The organism is Flavobacterium sp. ALJ2 (assembly GCF_015594725.1).
Taxonomy (GTDB): Bacteria; Bacteroidota; Bacteroidia; order Flavobacteriales; family Flavobacteriaceae; genus Flavobacterium.
Map to the genome: position 1 here is coordinate 64746 of NZ_JADNRC010000013.1, position 19115 is coordinate 83860.

4 protein-coding genes are annotated in these 19115 nt (G+C 33.9%); all 4 read right to left on the reverse strand.

Going from position 1 to position 19115, the window contains the following annotated elements; translation table 11 throughout:
* Window positions 1–16: 16 nt before the first annotated feature.
* Window positions 17–1858, reverse strand: coding sequence for a LysM peptidoglycan-binding domain-containing protein (locus IUY40_RS15015; RefSeq protein ID WP_195737680.1), 1842 nt, complete (start codon window positions 1856–1858; stop codon window positions 17–19).
* Window positions 1859–1965: 107 nt separating this feature from the next.
* A complete protein-coding gene (locus tag IUY40_RS15020) occupies window positions 1966–3153 on the reverse strand; it encodes a phosphoglycerate kinase (RefSeq protein WP_195737681.1) in 1188 nt (395 codons plus the stop codon).
* A gap of 167 nt (window positions 3154–3320) precedes the next feature.
* Window positions 3321–4295 carry a type IX secretion system membrane protein PorP/SprF gene (locus tag IUY40_RS15025; protein ID WP_195737682.1) on the reverse strand — a complete coding sequence of 325 codons (975 nt, stop codon included), beginning with the start codon at window positions 4293–4295 and terminating at the stop codon, window positions 3321–3323.
* A 41-nt stretch (window positions 4296–4336) separates the two neighbouring features.
* Window positions 4337–18991, reverse strand: a complete 14655-nt coding sequence (locus tag IUY40_RS15030) for a T9SS type B sorting domain-containing protein (RefSeq protein WP_195737683.1) — start codon at window positions 18989–18991, stop codon at window positions 4337–4339.
* Window positions 18992–19115: the final 124 nt, after the last annotated feature.

Consider the following 19115-nt stretch of genomic DNA (forward strand, 5'->3'; position numbering starts at 1 on the left):
TATATACATTTTTTGATTATCCGTTTATTTTGAGTTTCATTCCGGGTTTAATATCTCCGTTTTCAATATCATTCCATTTTTTAATATCCGAAATAGTTACTCCTGGATATTTTTTAGCGATGCTATACAACGAATCTCCTTTTTTAACATAATAATCAACTGCGTTGTTTTTTACAGTTGCTGTTTTTTTCTTGTAAGTATCAATATCATTTGATGCTATTATTATTTCTGGAGTTTCATCTGATTCTTCTGCTTTTGAATGAATTACTAGCTTTTTCATTGATGCTATCATATTCATGTTCTCTGCATTTAATCCATTCCATTCTTTTAAGTCTGATACCGAAACATTAAGCTTCTTTGCTATACTGCTTAAGTTATCTCCTGCTTGCACTACATAAAGTGAGGGCTGTGTTTCTTTGGTGTTTTTATCTTCAACACTAGCTATTGCTTCTTCTGTATGTTTTTTATCTACTGCTGGAGCTAATTTCACTTCGTTACTATCTTTATTGATAATTTTACTTACTGAAATAATTTTCAAATTTCTCCCCATAGCAATTGAATTACTCTTTAAGTTATTCCATTTCTTCAACTGTACTATTGAAACATTGTATTTGCTTGCTATTGCACCTAAATTATCTCCTGGACGAACTTTATAAAGTTGTGTTTTTGAAACAACTGCTTGTGTTGATTTAGGCGAGGTAGCTTTAGTAGTCGCAATTAATGTTTGAACTTGATTTACCTTTGGACTTGATTCATAATTAAGGTAAGCATATATCTTATCTTCATTAGAAACAAATACGGAAGCTTTTTCTTTTGGTAACCTTAAAAAATGTTCTTCATCTTGATAAAACGGAACTACATTGAGTTTATAAGACGGGTTTAGAAGTTGTAATTGTGCTTCGGGAATATCAAGCAAACTTGAGATTTGCTTAAATGTCATTTTTTCTTTAATCCGTATAGTATCTGTTTCAAAATGTTGTACTACAGCTCTATCTGGATTTATTCCGTGTTCATTGTGGTATTCATATAGATACATTGTTGCTAAAAAAGCTGGAACATATCCTTGTGTTTCTTTCGGTAGGTGATTACGAATCTCCCAATACGTTTGTTTCCCTCCTGATCGACGAATTGCTTTAGATACATTTCCTGGTCCTGAATTGTATGATGCTAGAACCAGTTCCCAATCACCAAAAATCTTGAACATCTTCGACATATAATTTGCTGCTGCTGCTGAGGCTTTTAAAGGATCACTACGTTCATCAATAAACGAATCTATTTTTAGATTGTACTGTTTACCTGTATGGTACATAAACTGCCAAAGTCCTGTTGCTCCCATTTTAGAAACTGCTTTAGGGTTTAAAGCAGATTCTACAACGGCTAAATATTTTATTTCTAAAGGAACATTTTGCTTAGCAAATGCTTCTTCGAACATCGGAAAATAATATTCTGATAAAGACATTAATCGAGAAAATGACTTTTTCCGATTTTTCAAGAATGACTTTATAATATTTTCCAACCCCTGATTATACTGAATATTAAAGGGTGATTTTTCATTCATTGCCTGAAGTCGTTGCTTTAACAACTCGGTTGGCAATTCATAATCAACCTTTGTGTCTGTATTTATTGTTTGGATATCTTTTGATATATCTTCGTAAATATCTAAACTCACTAACTCCTTCATCCAAAGACTATCTACGCGGCTTGCATAATCGTCTTTTACGAATGATTTTTTAACTGAATCTAAATATGAGATTTTAATTTCCGATTTTACAACGGTATTTGTTTGTGCAACTTCTTGTGCAAACAATCCCATTGTGGATAACAAGAGTACTGATAATGTGGTATTTTTTACAATCATAATGTATATTTCTACTGGCTATATTTCAAACAATTATAATGCCATTATTTGCAAACTTAATAACTACAGATTAAAATATTCTTTAAAAAGTGTTAAAAATGAGATAGTTAGTCTAAAATAGCTGCTATTCCAGGTAAAACTTTGCCTTCTAACATTTCTAACATTGCTCCTCCTCCAGTAGATACATAACTCATTTTATCTTCAAAACCAAATTGTTTTACAGCTGCTACTGAATCTCCCCCTCCTACTAGTGAGAAAGCTCCGTTTGCAGTTGATGCAGCGATATAATTTCCTAAAGCGATTGTTCCTTTGGCAAAAGATTCCATTTCAAAAACCCCCAATGGTCCATTCCATAAGATCGTTTTTGAATCCATGATTACTTTTTCAAAGTTTGCTAATGATTTAGGACCTGCATCTAGACCTTGCCATCCATCAGGAATTGCATATACATCAACTACTTGTGTATTTGCTGTATTTGAGAAATCATCAGCAGCAATAACATCAACTGGAATATGAATTTGAACTCCTTTTTCTTTAGCTAATCTCAAAATTTCAAGTGCTAATTCTAATTTGTCATCTTCACAAATAGAATTTCCAACTTTACCACCTTGCGCTTTAATGAAGGTAAATGTCATTCCTCCTCCAATAATCATATGGTCTACTTTGTCTAAAATATTTTCAATAACCGTAATTTTCGAAGAAACTTTAGATCCTCCTAGAACTGCTGTAACTGGTTTTTCACTGTTTTTAAGTACTTTATTTAAGCTTTCTATCTCTTTAGCCAATAACGTACCGAAACATTTTTCGTTAGGGAAAAATTGAGCAATTATTGTAGTTGAAGCATGTGCTCTATGTGCTGTTCCGAACGCATCGTTTACATAGATATCTCCTAGTGATGCTAATTCTTTTGCAAAGGCAACATCTCCTGCTTCTTCTTCGGCATGAAAACGTAAATTTTCAAGTAATAATACTTCGCCTGGTTTTAAATTTGCTGCTGCATCTTTGGCTATTTCTCCAACACAATTTGTCGCAAACTGTACTGGTACTCCTAAGATATCTGATGCTGTTTTTAAAATATGTTTTAAAGAGTATTTTTCTTCAACTCCTTTTGGTCTTCCTAGGTGTGACATTAAAATCACGCTTCCTCCTTGTGCTAAAATTGCATCAATTGTAGGCTTTGCTGCTTCTATGCGAGTTGCATCTGTTACATTAAAATTTTCATCTAATGGTACATTGAAATCAACACGGATTATTGCTTTTTTATTCTTAAAATTAAAATCTTTTAAAGTTTTCATTGAAGGTAAGTTTTTTAGTTTTTTTGAAAGAATAACAAATATAGAACTTTTAACTTAGTAATAAATTCGATAAAAATAAAAAACGCGGGTTTATATAAACGAAAACGTTGTAATTCGATAATTATTTTAAATAAAACACAAATCTTTAAAAACAGCTAAATTAATTATTAATCATGAACTGGATTTTGTGTACATGGGCAATTACTAATTGCTTGAAGGAAATCGAATCCTATGGTTACGACATGCGTTCCTGAATTATACGCTCCGATACGATTAAGTGATGCTTGGTAGGAATATCCAAAATAAAAATCTGACTTCTTGAAACCTGCCATTGGACCAACCATTAAGGGCTGAAAGAGCTGATCGTTCAAGAATCGATATGAAACTCCTAACCAGTAGTAATCTTCGTAACGGTTGTATTGTCTGAATTTAAAATTGAAATCGGTACTTGAACGCTGATCACTAGCAAATATTTGGTAGTAAACTGATGGTTCGAACTCGATTCGGTTGTTTTCGGCTCCTTTAAAAACGTAACCTGTATATACTTGATAATTTCGAAGTAAATTAGGTTCTATTCCATCAAATCTATCTATTTCCTTATTCAGGATATTACTTGCATTCAGGCTTAAATAGAACGATTTATTACGGTATAAAACACCTACATCAAAGTTGTTATTAGATATAAATCGATTGTCGGTAATACTTGGATCTGGAAGTGGGTTTTCGTATGTTGGTGTGAACTCGTTTATATTAATTTTAAAATTATTGATATTATACGAAATACCGAATGACAGGTATTGTTTTGAATAATAATCAAGAATCAAGTGATGTGCAAATGATATTTTGGCTCCTGTTTGTCTTGTGTAACCATTTTTATCATTATAAAGCGAGATTCCTATTCCTGAACGATCCAAAATTCTGAAATCAGCATAAAGCGATTGGTTCTCTGGTGCGTCTTTGATACCTACCCATTGTGTTAAACCATTGGCTCGTATTCTTAAGTTATCACCAATACCTGCAAATGTTGAAGAAACTACAAATGGATTATCGGCTAGGTATTGTGTAAAAACTGGCAAATTTAACTCCTGGCTGTAACCTGATGTTACAGCCATAAGTAGAAATGATATGATTATTTTTTTCATTGTGTTTTTAATTTTAGATAACATAATTACTTTGTTATTAGTTACCTGTATAGGGTGAAATGTCCAACAAACTCTCTGTCATCTTTATTGTCATTGAGTTTCAATACATACCAGTAATCACCAGACGGCAATTCGGCACCATTGTATCTTCCATCCCATTTTTGACCCAACTTGTACTTACAAATTACACGACCGTATCTATCAAAGATGTCGAATGTTAAATCTTTATAATTTACTGTACATCCTGGCGCCCAAGTATCGTTTATGCCATCTCCATTTGGGGTAAAGTGATTTGGAATACATACATCGATATATTCGAAATATCTTGTAGCTGTTGCTGTACATCCATTTTTATCTGTTACAGTAACGGTGTATGTTCCTGATTTGTAAATAATGAATTTATTAACTGATCCATAAGATTCTCCATCTAATGTGTATTTGTAATCTCCTCCTCCACCTGTGGCTGTGGCAACAATTTCATTTAATCCGCCATCTGCTAATGTTAATGTTAACGGTTGAAGGACTTCAATAATAAATGGTGATGTTTTTTGCTCACAACCATTTGTATGTCTTGCAGTAACGGTGTGTTTACCCGGAGCAACATTTTCGAATATGTTACTTTGTTGATATGTTGTACTACCATCTAACGCATAATCAATATCTGATGGATTGGTATTTGTTGCATCAATTGTAATTGTTACAAAATTTGCTCCTAAATTATTCACACAATCTGTATTAACCTTAGCTGTAGGCAAAAGCTTAACTGAATCTGGTGTTACAATTTCAAGTTCTGCTGTACAATCATTAGCATCTAAAACATAAACAATATGTGTACCTCCCACTAAGTTAGAGAACGTATGATCTGCTGTTGTTAGCTGTTCATATGTACCATTTCTATCATCTAGGGTTACTCTGTAAGGAGCTGTCCCTCCTACAATTTCGATACTAAATGCTCCATCTTTATCTCCATCACAGAATTCTGGCAATATACTATTTGGTACTAAAGTAAGATCTAGGATATCTGGTTGTTTAATTTCCACTTTTTCAATTAGGAATTCACATCCGTTTTCGTCCTGAATTAATATATCATAGAATCCCGGTTCTAAATCATCAAAAACATTTGATTCAAAGAATTGTCTGAAATCTGGTGAAATTGCATATCTCAACACTCCTGTACCACCTTCTGCTATAACTGTAATTTTTCCGTTGTCTGATCCATTACATGTTAAATCTGTAGGAACCGCCTTTGCTGTTATACTTATTAGTGGTTCTGTAATTGAAACTGGTAATGAAATAGTACTACAATCATCACTAACTACTTTTACAAAATAATCTCCTTGTGCAAGGTTATCAAATCGACCTGGTTTATTTTGCGTTGGTAGTGGTGAAATTTCAACTTTATTTGCATCTAACAAAGTATAAACATAATTACCTAAACCTCCTGTTGCGGCTGCATATATACTACCTGTACTTGATCCTTTACAATGGATATCGTAATCGACAACACTAGAGAAATCTAGTTTTGGAACAGGTGAAAAATCAATTGCAGTAGCATAGCTAATACAACCTAATGCGTCTTGTACAAAATATTTATATGTAGTAGCTACTGTTGTAGCTGGCAATACAATAGTTGTTGAAGAGCTATTAAGAGGGAAAGAGATAGGGAAATTAACTCCATCTGTACCATATTTGTACGGCCCTGTACCTCCTGTTGCTGTAAGTGTAACCTCAGGTAATCTAAAACAGCCTTCGTCAGTCTTAATCCCTAAAGATGCTTTAACGATTGGCGGCTCATTGATTACAATTGTATTAGTAGAATTACCTGTACACTTCCAATCATCGGTAACAACAACCATATAACTTCCTGCTTTTAATCCTGTAAACACTTTAGATTCTTGTGGGCCATTTTTAGTTACCACTCCATCGGGATATGTTGTAACTAACGTGTATAAATACTTACCTGAGCCTCCAGTAATTGTATTTACTGTAATAGTTGCGCCATTATCTCCAAAACAATTTAACATTGTTTTGTCTGAGCTAATTGTTACTGCAATTGGCGTTGGAATTTTTAATTCTAATGTTTTAGCAACTTCACATTTGCTGTCTTTTACTTTTACGACATAATCTCCTGCTATTAAATTTATAAACGTTGAATTAGTTGACCAAGACCAAGGACCTACTGCTACACCAGGTGCTCCTTTTAATTCTAATTGGTATTCGTATCCACCTGGCCATCCACCTGTTGCAGAAGCTACAATTTTTCCATCATTGTTTCCTGCTACACAAGTAATTTCTGAATGTTGTACATCAAGTTCTAATGGCGTCAATGGTCCTGAAATAGTGAATTTTGCCTCTACTGGACAGAAAGGCGAATCTTTTAATGTAGCTACTATTGTATATAAACCAGCTTTTAGATTATCAATTGTAAGTGGCCCTAGATTTGGACTTGTACCGGTTATAGGAACTAAAAGTACTGGGCTAGTAATTACATAATCAAATCCATTAGGAAGAACAGAAGGTGTCCCTTTTGTATCTACTAAAGTGAAATCAATTTTCCCGTTTGCTGCATCATAACAGGTAATGCTATTAACATTACTTGCTACTAGCTTAAACGTATTTGGTTCGTACACTCTATGAGGTCTTTGCAAGCTACAATTTGTATCAAGATTTTCGACAATAATCATGTATTCTCCTACTGATAGTTTATTAAATAAACCTGTTCTATTCTTTTCTAGGACGACTTTATTAGCATCTTGGAGAGTATACTCTAAAGTTGGTAGTATTCCTGTAGAAGTTGCTGTAACTTTTATGTTCTCACCATCATTACTACATGTAATACCGTCAACAACAGTTATAACAACATCATCGATATTTATAAATGGTTTAATCTCTGCGGTAGCATCCATTGAACAACTATTACCATCTGAAACTTCTATAATATAAGAACCTCCTGCTGGATTAGTCTCTGTATATGTATTATCTACTCCTGACTGAACAATTCTATCAGGTGTTCCTTTTTTGGTAAATACATATTTATATTTACCTAACATTGGTATTCCTCCTTTTACATTTACTTCTATCGTAGCAGATTTTGAAGTGTTTTCACCATCATTACAAGCAAATTCTGTAATACTTGGAGTGTCAATAATTATAAGGTCTGGCTGTATAACTTCTGTTGTTGCTAAACCTTGACAATTTCTACCTGACATAACTGATATGGTATATTTACCTGCTGGTAAATTACTGAATGTAGGTTCTTTTTGTTCTGGTCTATCAACAGGATTACCTTTATAATCAGCACCTGATAAAGTAAATTTATAATCAGGATTATTATTACTTGCATCTAGTACAACTGTTATAGTACCATCAATTCCATCAAAACAAGTAACTGGAGTTGGTGTTAAATCTGCATCTACAATAGTAACAACTGCTGCTGTAGGGACTACAACTGGAATAGACTTAATACACAATGTCACCTTATCTCTTACATAAAATGTATAGCTACCCGGACCATACCCATACCCTTTAAATAAAGGATCATCGGTATATGTTATGTCATCTTTACTATACTCATAATTAAGACCTCCTGAGCCTCCTAAACCTGTTAAAGTTATTTCTCCATCACCTCCATTACAAGTTGGATAAGTTGTAATTTCTGCAGATAATCCTAATGGATCTAAAACTGTAAATGCTGCAAGAGCTTCAGTAACACAACCGTTAGCGTCTTGTACATATACAGGATATGTTCCTGGTGATTTTACAATTAATTGATTGTTTAATGTAAAAGTTTCTTCAACATTAGTTAAACTGTATTTCAAAGGCTTAACACCATCAGCAGTAACAGTAATAACATATTCTTCATTTGTCAAGAGATCGAAACACTGAGTTGCAACTTTAGCCTTAATATCAAATGGAACAAGATCCAATTTAATCGTTTCTGTTCGAACATCATAACAACCATTACTGTCTTTTACATATACATCCCACTCGTCAAAAGGAGCAGTAGTGTGCATAGTAGGTATTGTTTTAGTATAGTCTGTAGAAGAAAATACTACATCGGCATAAGCAGTTCCTTTAACTGCAAATCCATAAGTATACGCTTGGGTTCCACCAGTAATAGAAGCCACATCAATCGTAAGTACTGCTCCTGCAGTATTACAATTTTGGTTAACATTACTAATTATACCTAATTTCAATACTTCTGGCTCAGTAATAATAACAACATCAGAAGTCACATCACAGTATGGGAATTCCATTTCTTTAACTAGAACTGTATAATCAGTACCTGCTTTTAGTAGATGAGGAAGTACAAAAGGATTAGCATCAGCTGTTTTACGTGTTCCACTAAAACCTGTAATAGCAACTCCTCCTTCAAGAATTTGATACTGATATTCTCCAGTATAACCAGAAATAGTAATAGAAATTTGTCCTGTACTCTCTCCAAAACATCCTACTTTAGTAGCTACATTAGCTACCAGTTCAATTTTATCGAATTCTGGAATTGTTTTTGCTCCAGACATTATACTACAACCCGTATTATTATCGAAAATTTCGAATTTATAAGAGCTACCCACTTTTAATGCATCATAAGTAAATGTATTGCCATTACCTGGAACTGTTATAAATCCTGGCAATCCTGTTATATCATTTCCATCTTCATACACTTTATATGTAAATGCGTTTGGAGCACTTGTTCCTCCTTTTATAGTAACATTAATTTCTTGCTTTTTATTATTACAATCCATATCTGCACCGAAAGTCACATCTGGCGCGGTTAATTTAGGGAATGGAGCGATTGGAATCGTTACATCATCGATACAACCGTTTTCATCCTGAACGTAATATGTTATATTTTGAGTCGTTTCATTGTCATCAACATCAAATGTATTTGTTGTAACCCAATTTGTTCCATTATTACTATAAAGATAATCTGCAATTGCTCCTGTACCTTTTCCTCCGGCACCTGTAACAGTAACAGTTGTTGCTTTAGGAGTATTTCCTGTAGAACACTTAAAGGCATCTGCTTTTGCACTAGCAACAACCTCAACAGGTATACCAATAGTAACTCTTATTGTTTCTTCACAACCTCTTTCAGATTTTACTGTAACATCATAATCACCTGAAAATAATCCATCAAAGTAACCATGTGAGTTAGTTTTAACTCCTGTTAATGGGGCAATAGGCGTAAGTATATAGGTATACTCTGGGTTATTATTAGTTGTTGGTAAATTAACTTTAATTGTACCATTACTAATGTTTCCTTGCGCTGGTTGCCCTGCTGGAGTCATACAATTAGGTAATGTTACATCAATATCACCTATTGCTAATACTACTTTTGTAGGAGCCTCAAGATTAACATTTACAGTTTTTTTACAAAGGGTACTTAAATCCTCAACAGTAACAGTATAACTTCCTGCAGCTTGATTTAAGAAAACACCATTGTTATCCTGTACTATATCGGCAGGAATAGGAATAACTACTGTATTGTTTTTTAAAGTATATCTAAAATTGTTTAAAGTGGTATTACCTCCTAAAACTTCTGCGGTAATAGTACCGTTTGCAATTTCACAAACAGGATCAAGAGTAAATTTAGCTTTAAGGTCTAACGGTTTAAAAATTTCTAATTCCACTTCGTTGCTTGTACAACCATTCAAGTCTTTAACCTTTATTTTGTATTTTCCTGAAGCCAAATCAGATATTGTAAATGCTGGTAGTGTTGTAATAGCAACATCATTACCTCCATTTAAAGTATATGTATACGGTCCTACACCAAGCGTAGTTATATTTACATTGATAGCAAAATCACCTTCAGTAGCCGAACAGAAAGCTGGATCTATAACAGCTGAAATTATTGGTTCTGGGTCTTTAACAACCGTTACTGCTTTAACCGCAATACAACCATAAGCATCACGAACATAAACCAAATAATTACCTGCGTCTACTTTAAAAGTGCTTGATGAATGTGTACCAATCACAAAAGACGCTGCCGTTGGTCTAGTATCCTCTATACCTTCACCTATCGGTAAATTATCAACAACGATTTGATACAAGTATGGAACCGCTGCAGAAGCTGGAATTGCTGGCGAAGTTGGTGTTGCTGGTACAGCTACAACAGCTGGAAAAGTAGTTCCTCCATTTGGAAAAGCATCAATTACTCCTTTCAATGGATTACAGTTAGCATTATTAATTGGCTTAGCATCTAATACTAAAGCTGTAGTTGAACCTGTAATATTAAATGGAAGTGTAGTTATACTACAACCTTTTTTATTAGGCGTAACTGACTTATCAATTTCAGTAACCAAAACATAATAGTTTCCGAATGGGAGAACTCCAAAATTGTTTATATCTAATGAAACTGGCGGAATAGCAACACCTGGTACTACTCCAGATTGTACCGGTCCTACTGGTGCTTGCGTTAGTTCATTAAAAATTTGATATTCTACATCCGTTGGTACTAGATATTTGCTATAAACTTTAAACGACACATTACCATTGTCTGCATTCAGACAAGTAATATTGTTGGCTTGTAATTTATCTATTTCTAATTTAGAATTTGTTGGAATAGCAAATTCTGACGTTTCATAATAATAACATCCTGTTCCTGTACCACCATGAGCAGCATTACTATCATATACAATAAAAGTATACTTAACACCTGGTGTTAAATTATTGAAAGTTGCTTGTTTGCTTCCAACAGGAAGGGCATCTTCAGGCAACCAACCAACAGCCCCCATAGGAGTAGGAAAGTTAGGCGTTGTACCATCGTAAATAGCAAAATAAAATGGTCCGTTTCCTGTAATTGTAGATCCATCTGCTGCTTTACCTACAGCTACAATTGCAGAACCACCTGTAGAACAATCTGCAACTGGTGGAGTTACTGTTATTTCTAAATCTTTTGGCGGTGAAGCCACTAGTATATTTTTTATAATTTTAGAACAATTATTTGCATCTGTTACAATAACCTCATAATAACCAAAATCTACTACTTTAAAAACTTGTAATGTCCCTGTTTGATTCGTAAATGTTTGATCATAATTAACATTTAGTCCTTTTACATTATAAGTATAGTTTTTTGTTCCTCCTGTTACTGAAGTAATTGTAATCGAACCCAATGATTCACCATTAACTGTGTTACAAGTTATAGGCTGAACATCATAAACTACCGTAATAGGCGTAGGTTCTTTAATTTCAACATTTGACTCTGTAGAAAAACAAGATTTAGCATCTGTCACTTTTACAGTATAAAAACCTGCTGGAAGTCCCGTAGTTTGTTCATAATAAGGTGTACTAGTTGTTGTATTGTACACATCGATTACATAAGGTCCTACTCCAAAACCAGTGTCTATAGTTACAGTTATTGAACCTGTAGCTTCGCCATTACATAAAATAGTTGAATTGGCTACCGCAGTAAATTTTGGATCTGTTTTTGGTTTTACAATAACTGTTGATGTAGTTGTACAACCTGTATTATCTTTTATTACAAATACATATTTTGTATCTGTAGTAGCTGTTGTAGCTGTAGCATCTGTATAAGAAAACTTATTTCCTGTTATTGATTTAACAATAGGATCTGCAACTCCATTTACAGTTACGGTGTAAGTATAAGGTGCTGTACCTTCAAATACTTCTCCTTTAATAACTATGTCAGGATCAGTAGTACAATCGACACCTTTATCCAACTTTACAGTTGCTGTTAGCTCTTTAGCAATATGTTGTGATGTTAATACTAATGTACACCCTGTCACTTTGTCTCTGACCGTTACAACATAATCTCCTGGTTCTAAATTAGGAAAAGTTCCTGAAGGCTGATAAACCCCATGATCAAGTTTATACTCGTATGTTAGCGATGGTACTTTAGGCGTAACAACTATTGTTGCTTTATTAGTTTTATCATAGCATAAATCTGATATCAACAAATCTATTTTAGCATCTGGTTTAACTTTATCTGCCAAAGTAAATTTTTCTGATACTTCACAACCATTAAGGTCTTTTACTGTTACCGTATAATCCCCTTTTTGTGTTAAATTACCAAAACTATTTATTGATTGTGGACCGACTACCGTTAAATCAGGTTGTATAAGAGAATATTTATTACTTCCCCATCCTCCTTTTGTAGTAACTACTACTTTACCATCAACTATACAAGTCATAGCTGTTACTGTCAATAATGTTATTTCTAATTTTTCAGCCGGAGCTAAAATTTCGACAGTTTTAGAAAATGGACAATTTGTATCGAGATCAGTTATCGTTAATGTATGATTACCTGCTCCTAAATTAGTTGCAACTGCAACAATCGTTGTAGATCCTGTAGTAGGTGTTGTACCTGTTACTGCTGTTCCTCCATCAATATTGTATGAATAACGAACATTATTACCTAAGTCTGTGATAGTAAATTTTGCAGAACCATCTGTACTTCCTAAACAAGAAATATTATTTACTACTTCACCTTTTATTACTATTGGTATTAATGCTTTAATCTCATGATCCACTGAGAAAGTACATTTATTAGCATCTCTTACAGTAAATGTATATGTACCTGAAGCTAGTTTATCGAATTCCAAACCAAGTTGATAAGGTGTTGCTAATGCTGCCGGTGCAGTTATCGCGTATTCTAACGTTCCTGTTCCTCCTGATACACTTTTAATAGTAACTTTTACTAAATTAGTTGTACACTTAAGATCATCATTTGTAACGACCATGGCTGTAGGCGGGTCTAAATCTGCAATAATTCCTACACCTTTAGTTACTGAACATCCTTTACTATCCGTAATTGTAACTGAATAATCTCCAGCTACTGTTAAATCTTTAAATATACCTGTATTATTTGTTGCCACCACAGTAGTAGTTACCCCTTTAGTAATACTCAATACATAAGTATAAGTAGTACTATTCCCTCCTGTTGCTGAAGCTGTAATTACAGCTTTGGCTTCACAAGTATAAGGTGTTATAGAAACTGAAGGTGTTATTACATCTGGTTCTGTTAACGTGATGTCTTTTACAGCTGAAACACAGCCTTTACTATCCATAACCTGATATGAATACTTAACTCCTGCTTTTAAACCTGTATAAATAGTTTTATCAGTAAATCCACTTGAATCAAAATTATACTTGTATCCACCAGATCCCAACGAACCTAACAACGTTACCGAACCATTACTCTCCCCATTACATTTTGGGTTTGTTGGTGTTGCCGTAACTTCTGGATCAGTAATTGCGGCTACATTACCCTCTGCTGTTGTTGTACATTTATTTTTATCGGTAATCTCAAAAGTATATTTACCTGCAATAGTAGTATTATAAGTAAATTTTGGACCTGCTATAGTTCCTACACTAGCGTATACTTCGGTACCTGTATTATCTTTAACTTTATAACTAAATGGAGTTGTACCACCATTAATTGTTACTTCAATCTTAGCTTCTTTTGGAGCAATACAAGTTAATGAACTAGTCGTAAGCGCATCTGCAGTAAGCTTAGGATTAATTGTTTGGCTTATAACTGTAGCCTCACAGCCATAAGAATCAGTTATTACAAATGTGTAATCTCCTGTTGCTTTTGTCTCATAAGTAAATGAAGTTGCAGATACTGGAATAGGAATTTTTGAACCTAATCCTCCTGTATTATATTTAACCTGATAGTAATATGGAGCTACTCCATCGGTAATATTAACCGTTATTGTTGCTGTTTTTCCGTCAAAACATAAACCTGTATTAACTTCAATTTCAGCTTTTGGAGCTACTGGTTTATCAATAACCAAAGGCGTGTCTTTATCATCTAGACAACCATTCTTATCTTTACCTGAAACAGTATACGTTCCCGGCAGAATATTTGTTAATATCCCGTTAGTTGGAAAAACAACTATATTTGGTGGTGTTGCTGAATCTATAAGTGTAAATATATATTCTGGCGTACCTCCTTTTGCACTTGCAGTAACTGTAGCACCTACAGAACACTTAGCAGCAGTAGCTATAGCATCAACCTCAAACGCGGGTGGTGAATTAATTACTGCATCAATAGTAAAATTACATCCTACTGAATCCTTATCATAACGAATTTCAACAGTGACTGGGCCTTTACCTAAACCTTCAACGATGGTTTCTTCTAATTTAGAGTTTATCCAAGTAACTTTTCCATCAATAGAATAATCAAATCCATTAGTAATATTAAAATTAGATGCGATTATGGTTAAGCTTCCATCTTTACTTCCGTTACATTTTGTATCAATAACATTTTTAACCTCAGCTGTAAATTTTTTATTAGGATCAACAACTACTTTAAAATCTTTGGTTGACAAACATGATTTTGGTAATTGATAAACAAATATATCGTCGATTGCCAAATCATTTCCATCCTCAATAATACTGTTTGATCTAATTACAAAATCCAATGAAGTATTATTTCCAGGGTTAATAGATAATTTATCTAATAAATTCCAAGATTCATTCTGAATAATGTCGGCAGTATTAACAGATGCTCCTGGTACTAAAACTCCGTTCTTATGCAACTCAATCGTAAGATTTGGCGCAGGTTTATTCCCTATACGCATTAAATTCAATGCATATAATTGTATTTTAATATCTTGTCCAGGAATGATATCTTTAATGGGCTTACTATACAGTATTCCACCTTTACCAATAGCCCCTCCAATATTTACTGCCAAATATCTTCCTAAAGGGTTTGGTTTTGCATTTGCAGCTGTGGTATGATCTTTAGGGATTACCCAACCAAAATCATCATAATGCTGTTGAAGAATTCCTTTCGTTACAACATATTCACCATCATTTAAAAGTATTGGCATCCAAGGATTACCTACATTACAATCAATAACATTATCCTGTTTTTCCCAACAATAAGATGGATCTATTCCAGGAGATTTAGCATCAGCACCTGTACCAAAATCTTCTTTTAATAAACTACTAAATGTTGGTACTGAAACTAGTTTATATCTTACAGATATTACATGATAACCACCCGGAAACAAATTTGATGCTGGTACATTTACAAAAACATTTGGCGGGTTGTTTTGATTAACATTACCATTAAGTAAATATTCATATTCATAATTAGCACCTCCGGCATTTGTAACTGTAACTTTAGTGTTAGCAGTTCCGTCACAATTAAAGGTTGGAGTTGAAACCTCAATCGTCGGATCAGCAGGTTTTTCTTCCAGAATAATTCCTTCCATTGGGTAAGGGCAACCTGGTGCTGGTGAACTGTCTTTGATATAAAAAGTATAAGGTGTAGCTCTTGGATCTATATAGGCTTCGTTTGAATCTTGCCAAGTATTACCTTCATCAAAACTATATTTATATGGCGGAATCCCTCCTTGAGCATTTGTAATCCTAACTTTACCTTGCTTTTCATTTCCAGGTAATCCACAGCCTGACAACTCGGCAACTCCTGCAGAAGCTGTAACTTGTGATGTAGGTGCTGCTATTGTAATAAGTTTAGATTCATCAAAACAATCTACTTGGTCATAAGTGTATTTTACTACAACATCATAATCACCTGCTTCTAAATTTTTGATTGGAGAAATTGTACTAAATGGTCCTGCAAGACCATTAATACTATACGATACCGTATAACCTGAAATAGCAGGAGTTAAAGTAAAAGAAATTTCACCATCTTTATTTCCATAACAATTAATGTTTTTCTGATCAATTTTAACAGTTGGTCTAATAATACTTGGAACTGTTATGGTAGGAATTGTAACACTACATCCTCCATCATCAGTAACAACTATACTATAATCTCCAGCTTTGTTTATACGAATAACTGGATCGGTTAAAGGAGTTTTTGCTCCATTAACATAATAATAATAATATGGCGGAACTCCTGCAACGGGTTTACCTCCTGTTGCTACTACAGTAATTTCACCTTCCTCACAAGTAAGGTGCTTTGTAATAGTAGCTGTAGCTGATAATTTGTAATCCTTTATAATAACTTCTTTTACTTCCTTACAGCCATCTTTTGTTGTAATTTCTACATTATATGTCCCTGGAGCAATCCCTTCAAAAAGATGGTAATTTTTAGGTTCAGCAACTTGTCCTGAATTCCCCTTTACTTCTCCTGTTACTTTATCAGTAACTATAAATTTATACCAACCGTTTACACCATTAGCTGTCGCTTTGATCGTTCCAGTTTCTCCATTACAATATGGATCTGTTGTTTCTATATTTGTTGTAAAAGTTAATTTAGAAATTGTTACATCAGCAGTATAGATACACTTTGCAAATGTATTATCTACAGCTTTTGTTCTAATGTGAACTAAATATCTTCCTTCTGGAACATTATCAAAAACATTTGAAGCTTGATAAGGCTGTACTCCATCTAAGCTGTACTCATAACCATATCCATCATTTGGTTTTGGATTTGTAATTGTAATACTTCCTTTGGTATCACAAACAATATCTTCCTTAATAAAAGTAGGATCTAGAACGCTTTGTGTCACATTAAAATAATACATATTAACACACGTATTATTATAAGTAACAACAAGTCTAAACGTGCCTGCTTTATTTACTGTATATGTTGGTCCAACTCCTATCTCTGTCCAATTTTTAGCAACTACATCTGGACAACTAGCATCTAAAATAGGCGGTCGTGCATCCTTTGTCTCTTGCCAAACGATACTTGAAGCTCCTGTAATTTTAGTGTCAATAAATTTAGTTGCTGTTTTACCACATAAAAAAATCTTAGGAAATGGCTTTCCATCATTAATACATGGATAAGGCAATTTAGGATTTGCTGTAGAGCTTGGATCAATATTGTCCGCATACTCATTAATAGGGTTATCATTAATGTTAACGACATAATCTTTAACAATAAATTTTTGTTGTATTCCTAAACATGGTGGTGTTGCAGTTGTAACCACTGTATAAGTACCTGGTTTGGTAACTGTAACTTCTTGGTTATTTCCTCCAAAGACAACTCCGTTTGGATCTTTCCATACATAGGTCTGATAACCTCCTCCAGCTTTTAATTTAACAGTACCACACAAAAATAATGTTTGCTCAAATTTACATTTGTCTAAACCTATAAGAAAATTTGTTGCTGTAGGTTCACCAACATTACATCCTTCATCTGAAGCAAGACTTCCCTCTACAAAAAGAGCTGGATTAACAATTCCATTATATTTTGAAATAGCAGTATTCTTAATTGCATTTGAGCAAGCATCTGTTAAAGATTCACAATCTTTAATAGTCTTTACTCTAAATTTTATAGTATATATTCCTCCTTTTGCTATAACTAAATCTGGGCTAATGTTAAATACTATTGTTCTTGTTGCCTTATTATAAGAAGCAACTGTTACCCCTGCAGGCAAGGGTAAAATATCCTTTGTCTCATCAAAAATAATATTGTTAGGTAGGATATCTGTTATGGTAAAATTTACAGCATCATCATTTCCTTTATTTTGAAATCCTATTTCATATCTTAATTCTTTATCTATCCCAATATCCTTATTACCTGCGTCATAGTCATTCCCATTATTATCTTTTCCTATTACCTTTTTAACAAGAACAATTCTTGGAGCAATAATTTCTACTGCAAAAGCATTAAAATAATAAAAATAGACATCCTGAGTACTCCCTAAACTTATTACTGCTGAGGTATCTCCATTTTTTATTATCGAACCTCCTGGAAATTCCTTAGTTGGTGGGTTATTTTCTTCAAACACTCCAGCATCAAATCCTAATGTATTGGCACTATTAGGCTTTCTATTATTAAGAACTGTTCCTAACGAAGTAACAGAACTGTTAAAGAAATTATCTTTTGTTTCACTAACCCATACCCAATTTTGACCATTCCATACCCAACCAGGATCTCCCAACTCCAATGGTCTTTCTTGTGGTATCGATTTCTCTCCATTAATCGCTAAGAAATCTCCTTGAATATCCGCATCCCCTTCTATTGCCGAAAAAGCAAATTTTGCTTTTACTCGCCCAACTGGAATTGTAGTAAATCCAGAGACATTTATATCTAAATTATGGTTTTTATCAATAGCGCTAAATCCATCAAATGACGTAATCGCTTTTTCTGGTAAAGTTGCATTTTCATATACAAAGAAAAGTGACCATCCTGCTGATAAACCAGTGTTTAAACCGTTTTCCTTATTAGATCCTTCTGCAGTAGAAACATTAGCTACTGAATAAGATCCTGTTGGATTTGGTAGTGGTGTTGCTTTGGTAAAATAATCGGTTACATTAGCATAACTTGCATAAGGTAAACTAGAACCAACTTTATTATTTTTAGCATCATAAATAACTGTTCCCACTATATCTATATAGCTCCCACCAGGCATTTTAAATTTCACCTTATCAATTGGGTCGGTACCTCTGGTAACTGCACTCCAGTATAATCCAACATATACAATTTTGGAACAAGTCGGATTAGGCAGGTCTAATTTTGCACTACTTGAATTAAAAATACCTGGGCCTCCATCAACATTAACATAGCTCATTGTGAAGTTCCCATTCTGACCCTTTTTGTCGTAGGCCACATTTGGGCCTTCACCGCCACCCCATCGATCTCTGGTATCTCTATTTAAGATACTATTTCCAATCAAAAGGATATCACCACGCAAGTTTTTATTATTGTAGCGAGGCTCAAAATCTTTAAAATTTTGGGAATGGGAAACAATACTTTGAAGGAATATCAAAGCAAATAAAATGAATTTCAAAATAGTAGGTTTTTTCATGGTATTTTTTATTAAATCATCTACTGTGTTTTCCTAATGGGCCGGTAGGAAAACATAGCAGACGGCACTCTAAAATATTTATTCAGCAATAGTTCTTCTAAAATCAGAAGCTCCTTTGCGTCCT

Bases quoted from the DNA above. Each gene is read 5' to 3' on its own strand.
- IUY40_RS15015 (WP_195737680.1), bottom strand. From the start codon at position 1,858: ATGATTGTAAAAAATACCACATTATCAGTACTCTTGTTATCCACAATG.
- IUY40_RS15020 (WP_195737681.1), bottom strand. From the start codon at position 3,153: ATGAAAACTTTAAAAGATTTTAATTTTAAGAATAAAAAAGCAATAATC.
- IUY40_RS15025 (WP_195737682.1), bottom strand. From the start codon at position 4,295: ATGAAAAAAATAATCATATCATTTCTACTTATGGCTGTAACATCAGGT.
- IUY40_RS15030 (WP_195737683.1), bottom strand. From the start codon at position 18,991: ATGAAAAAACCTACTATTTTGAAATTCATTTTATTTGCTTTGATATTC.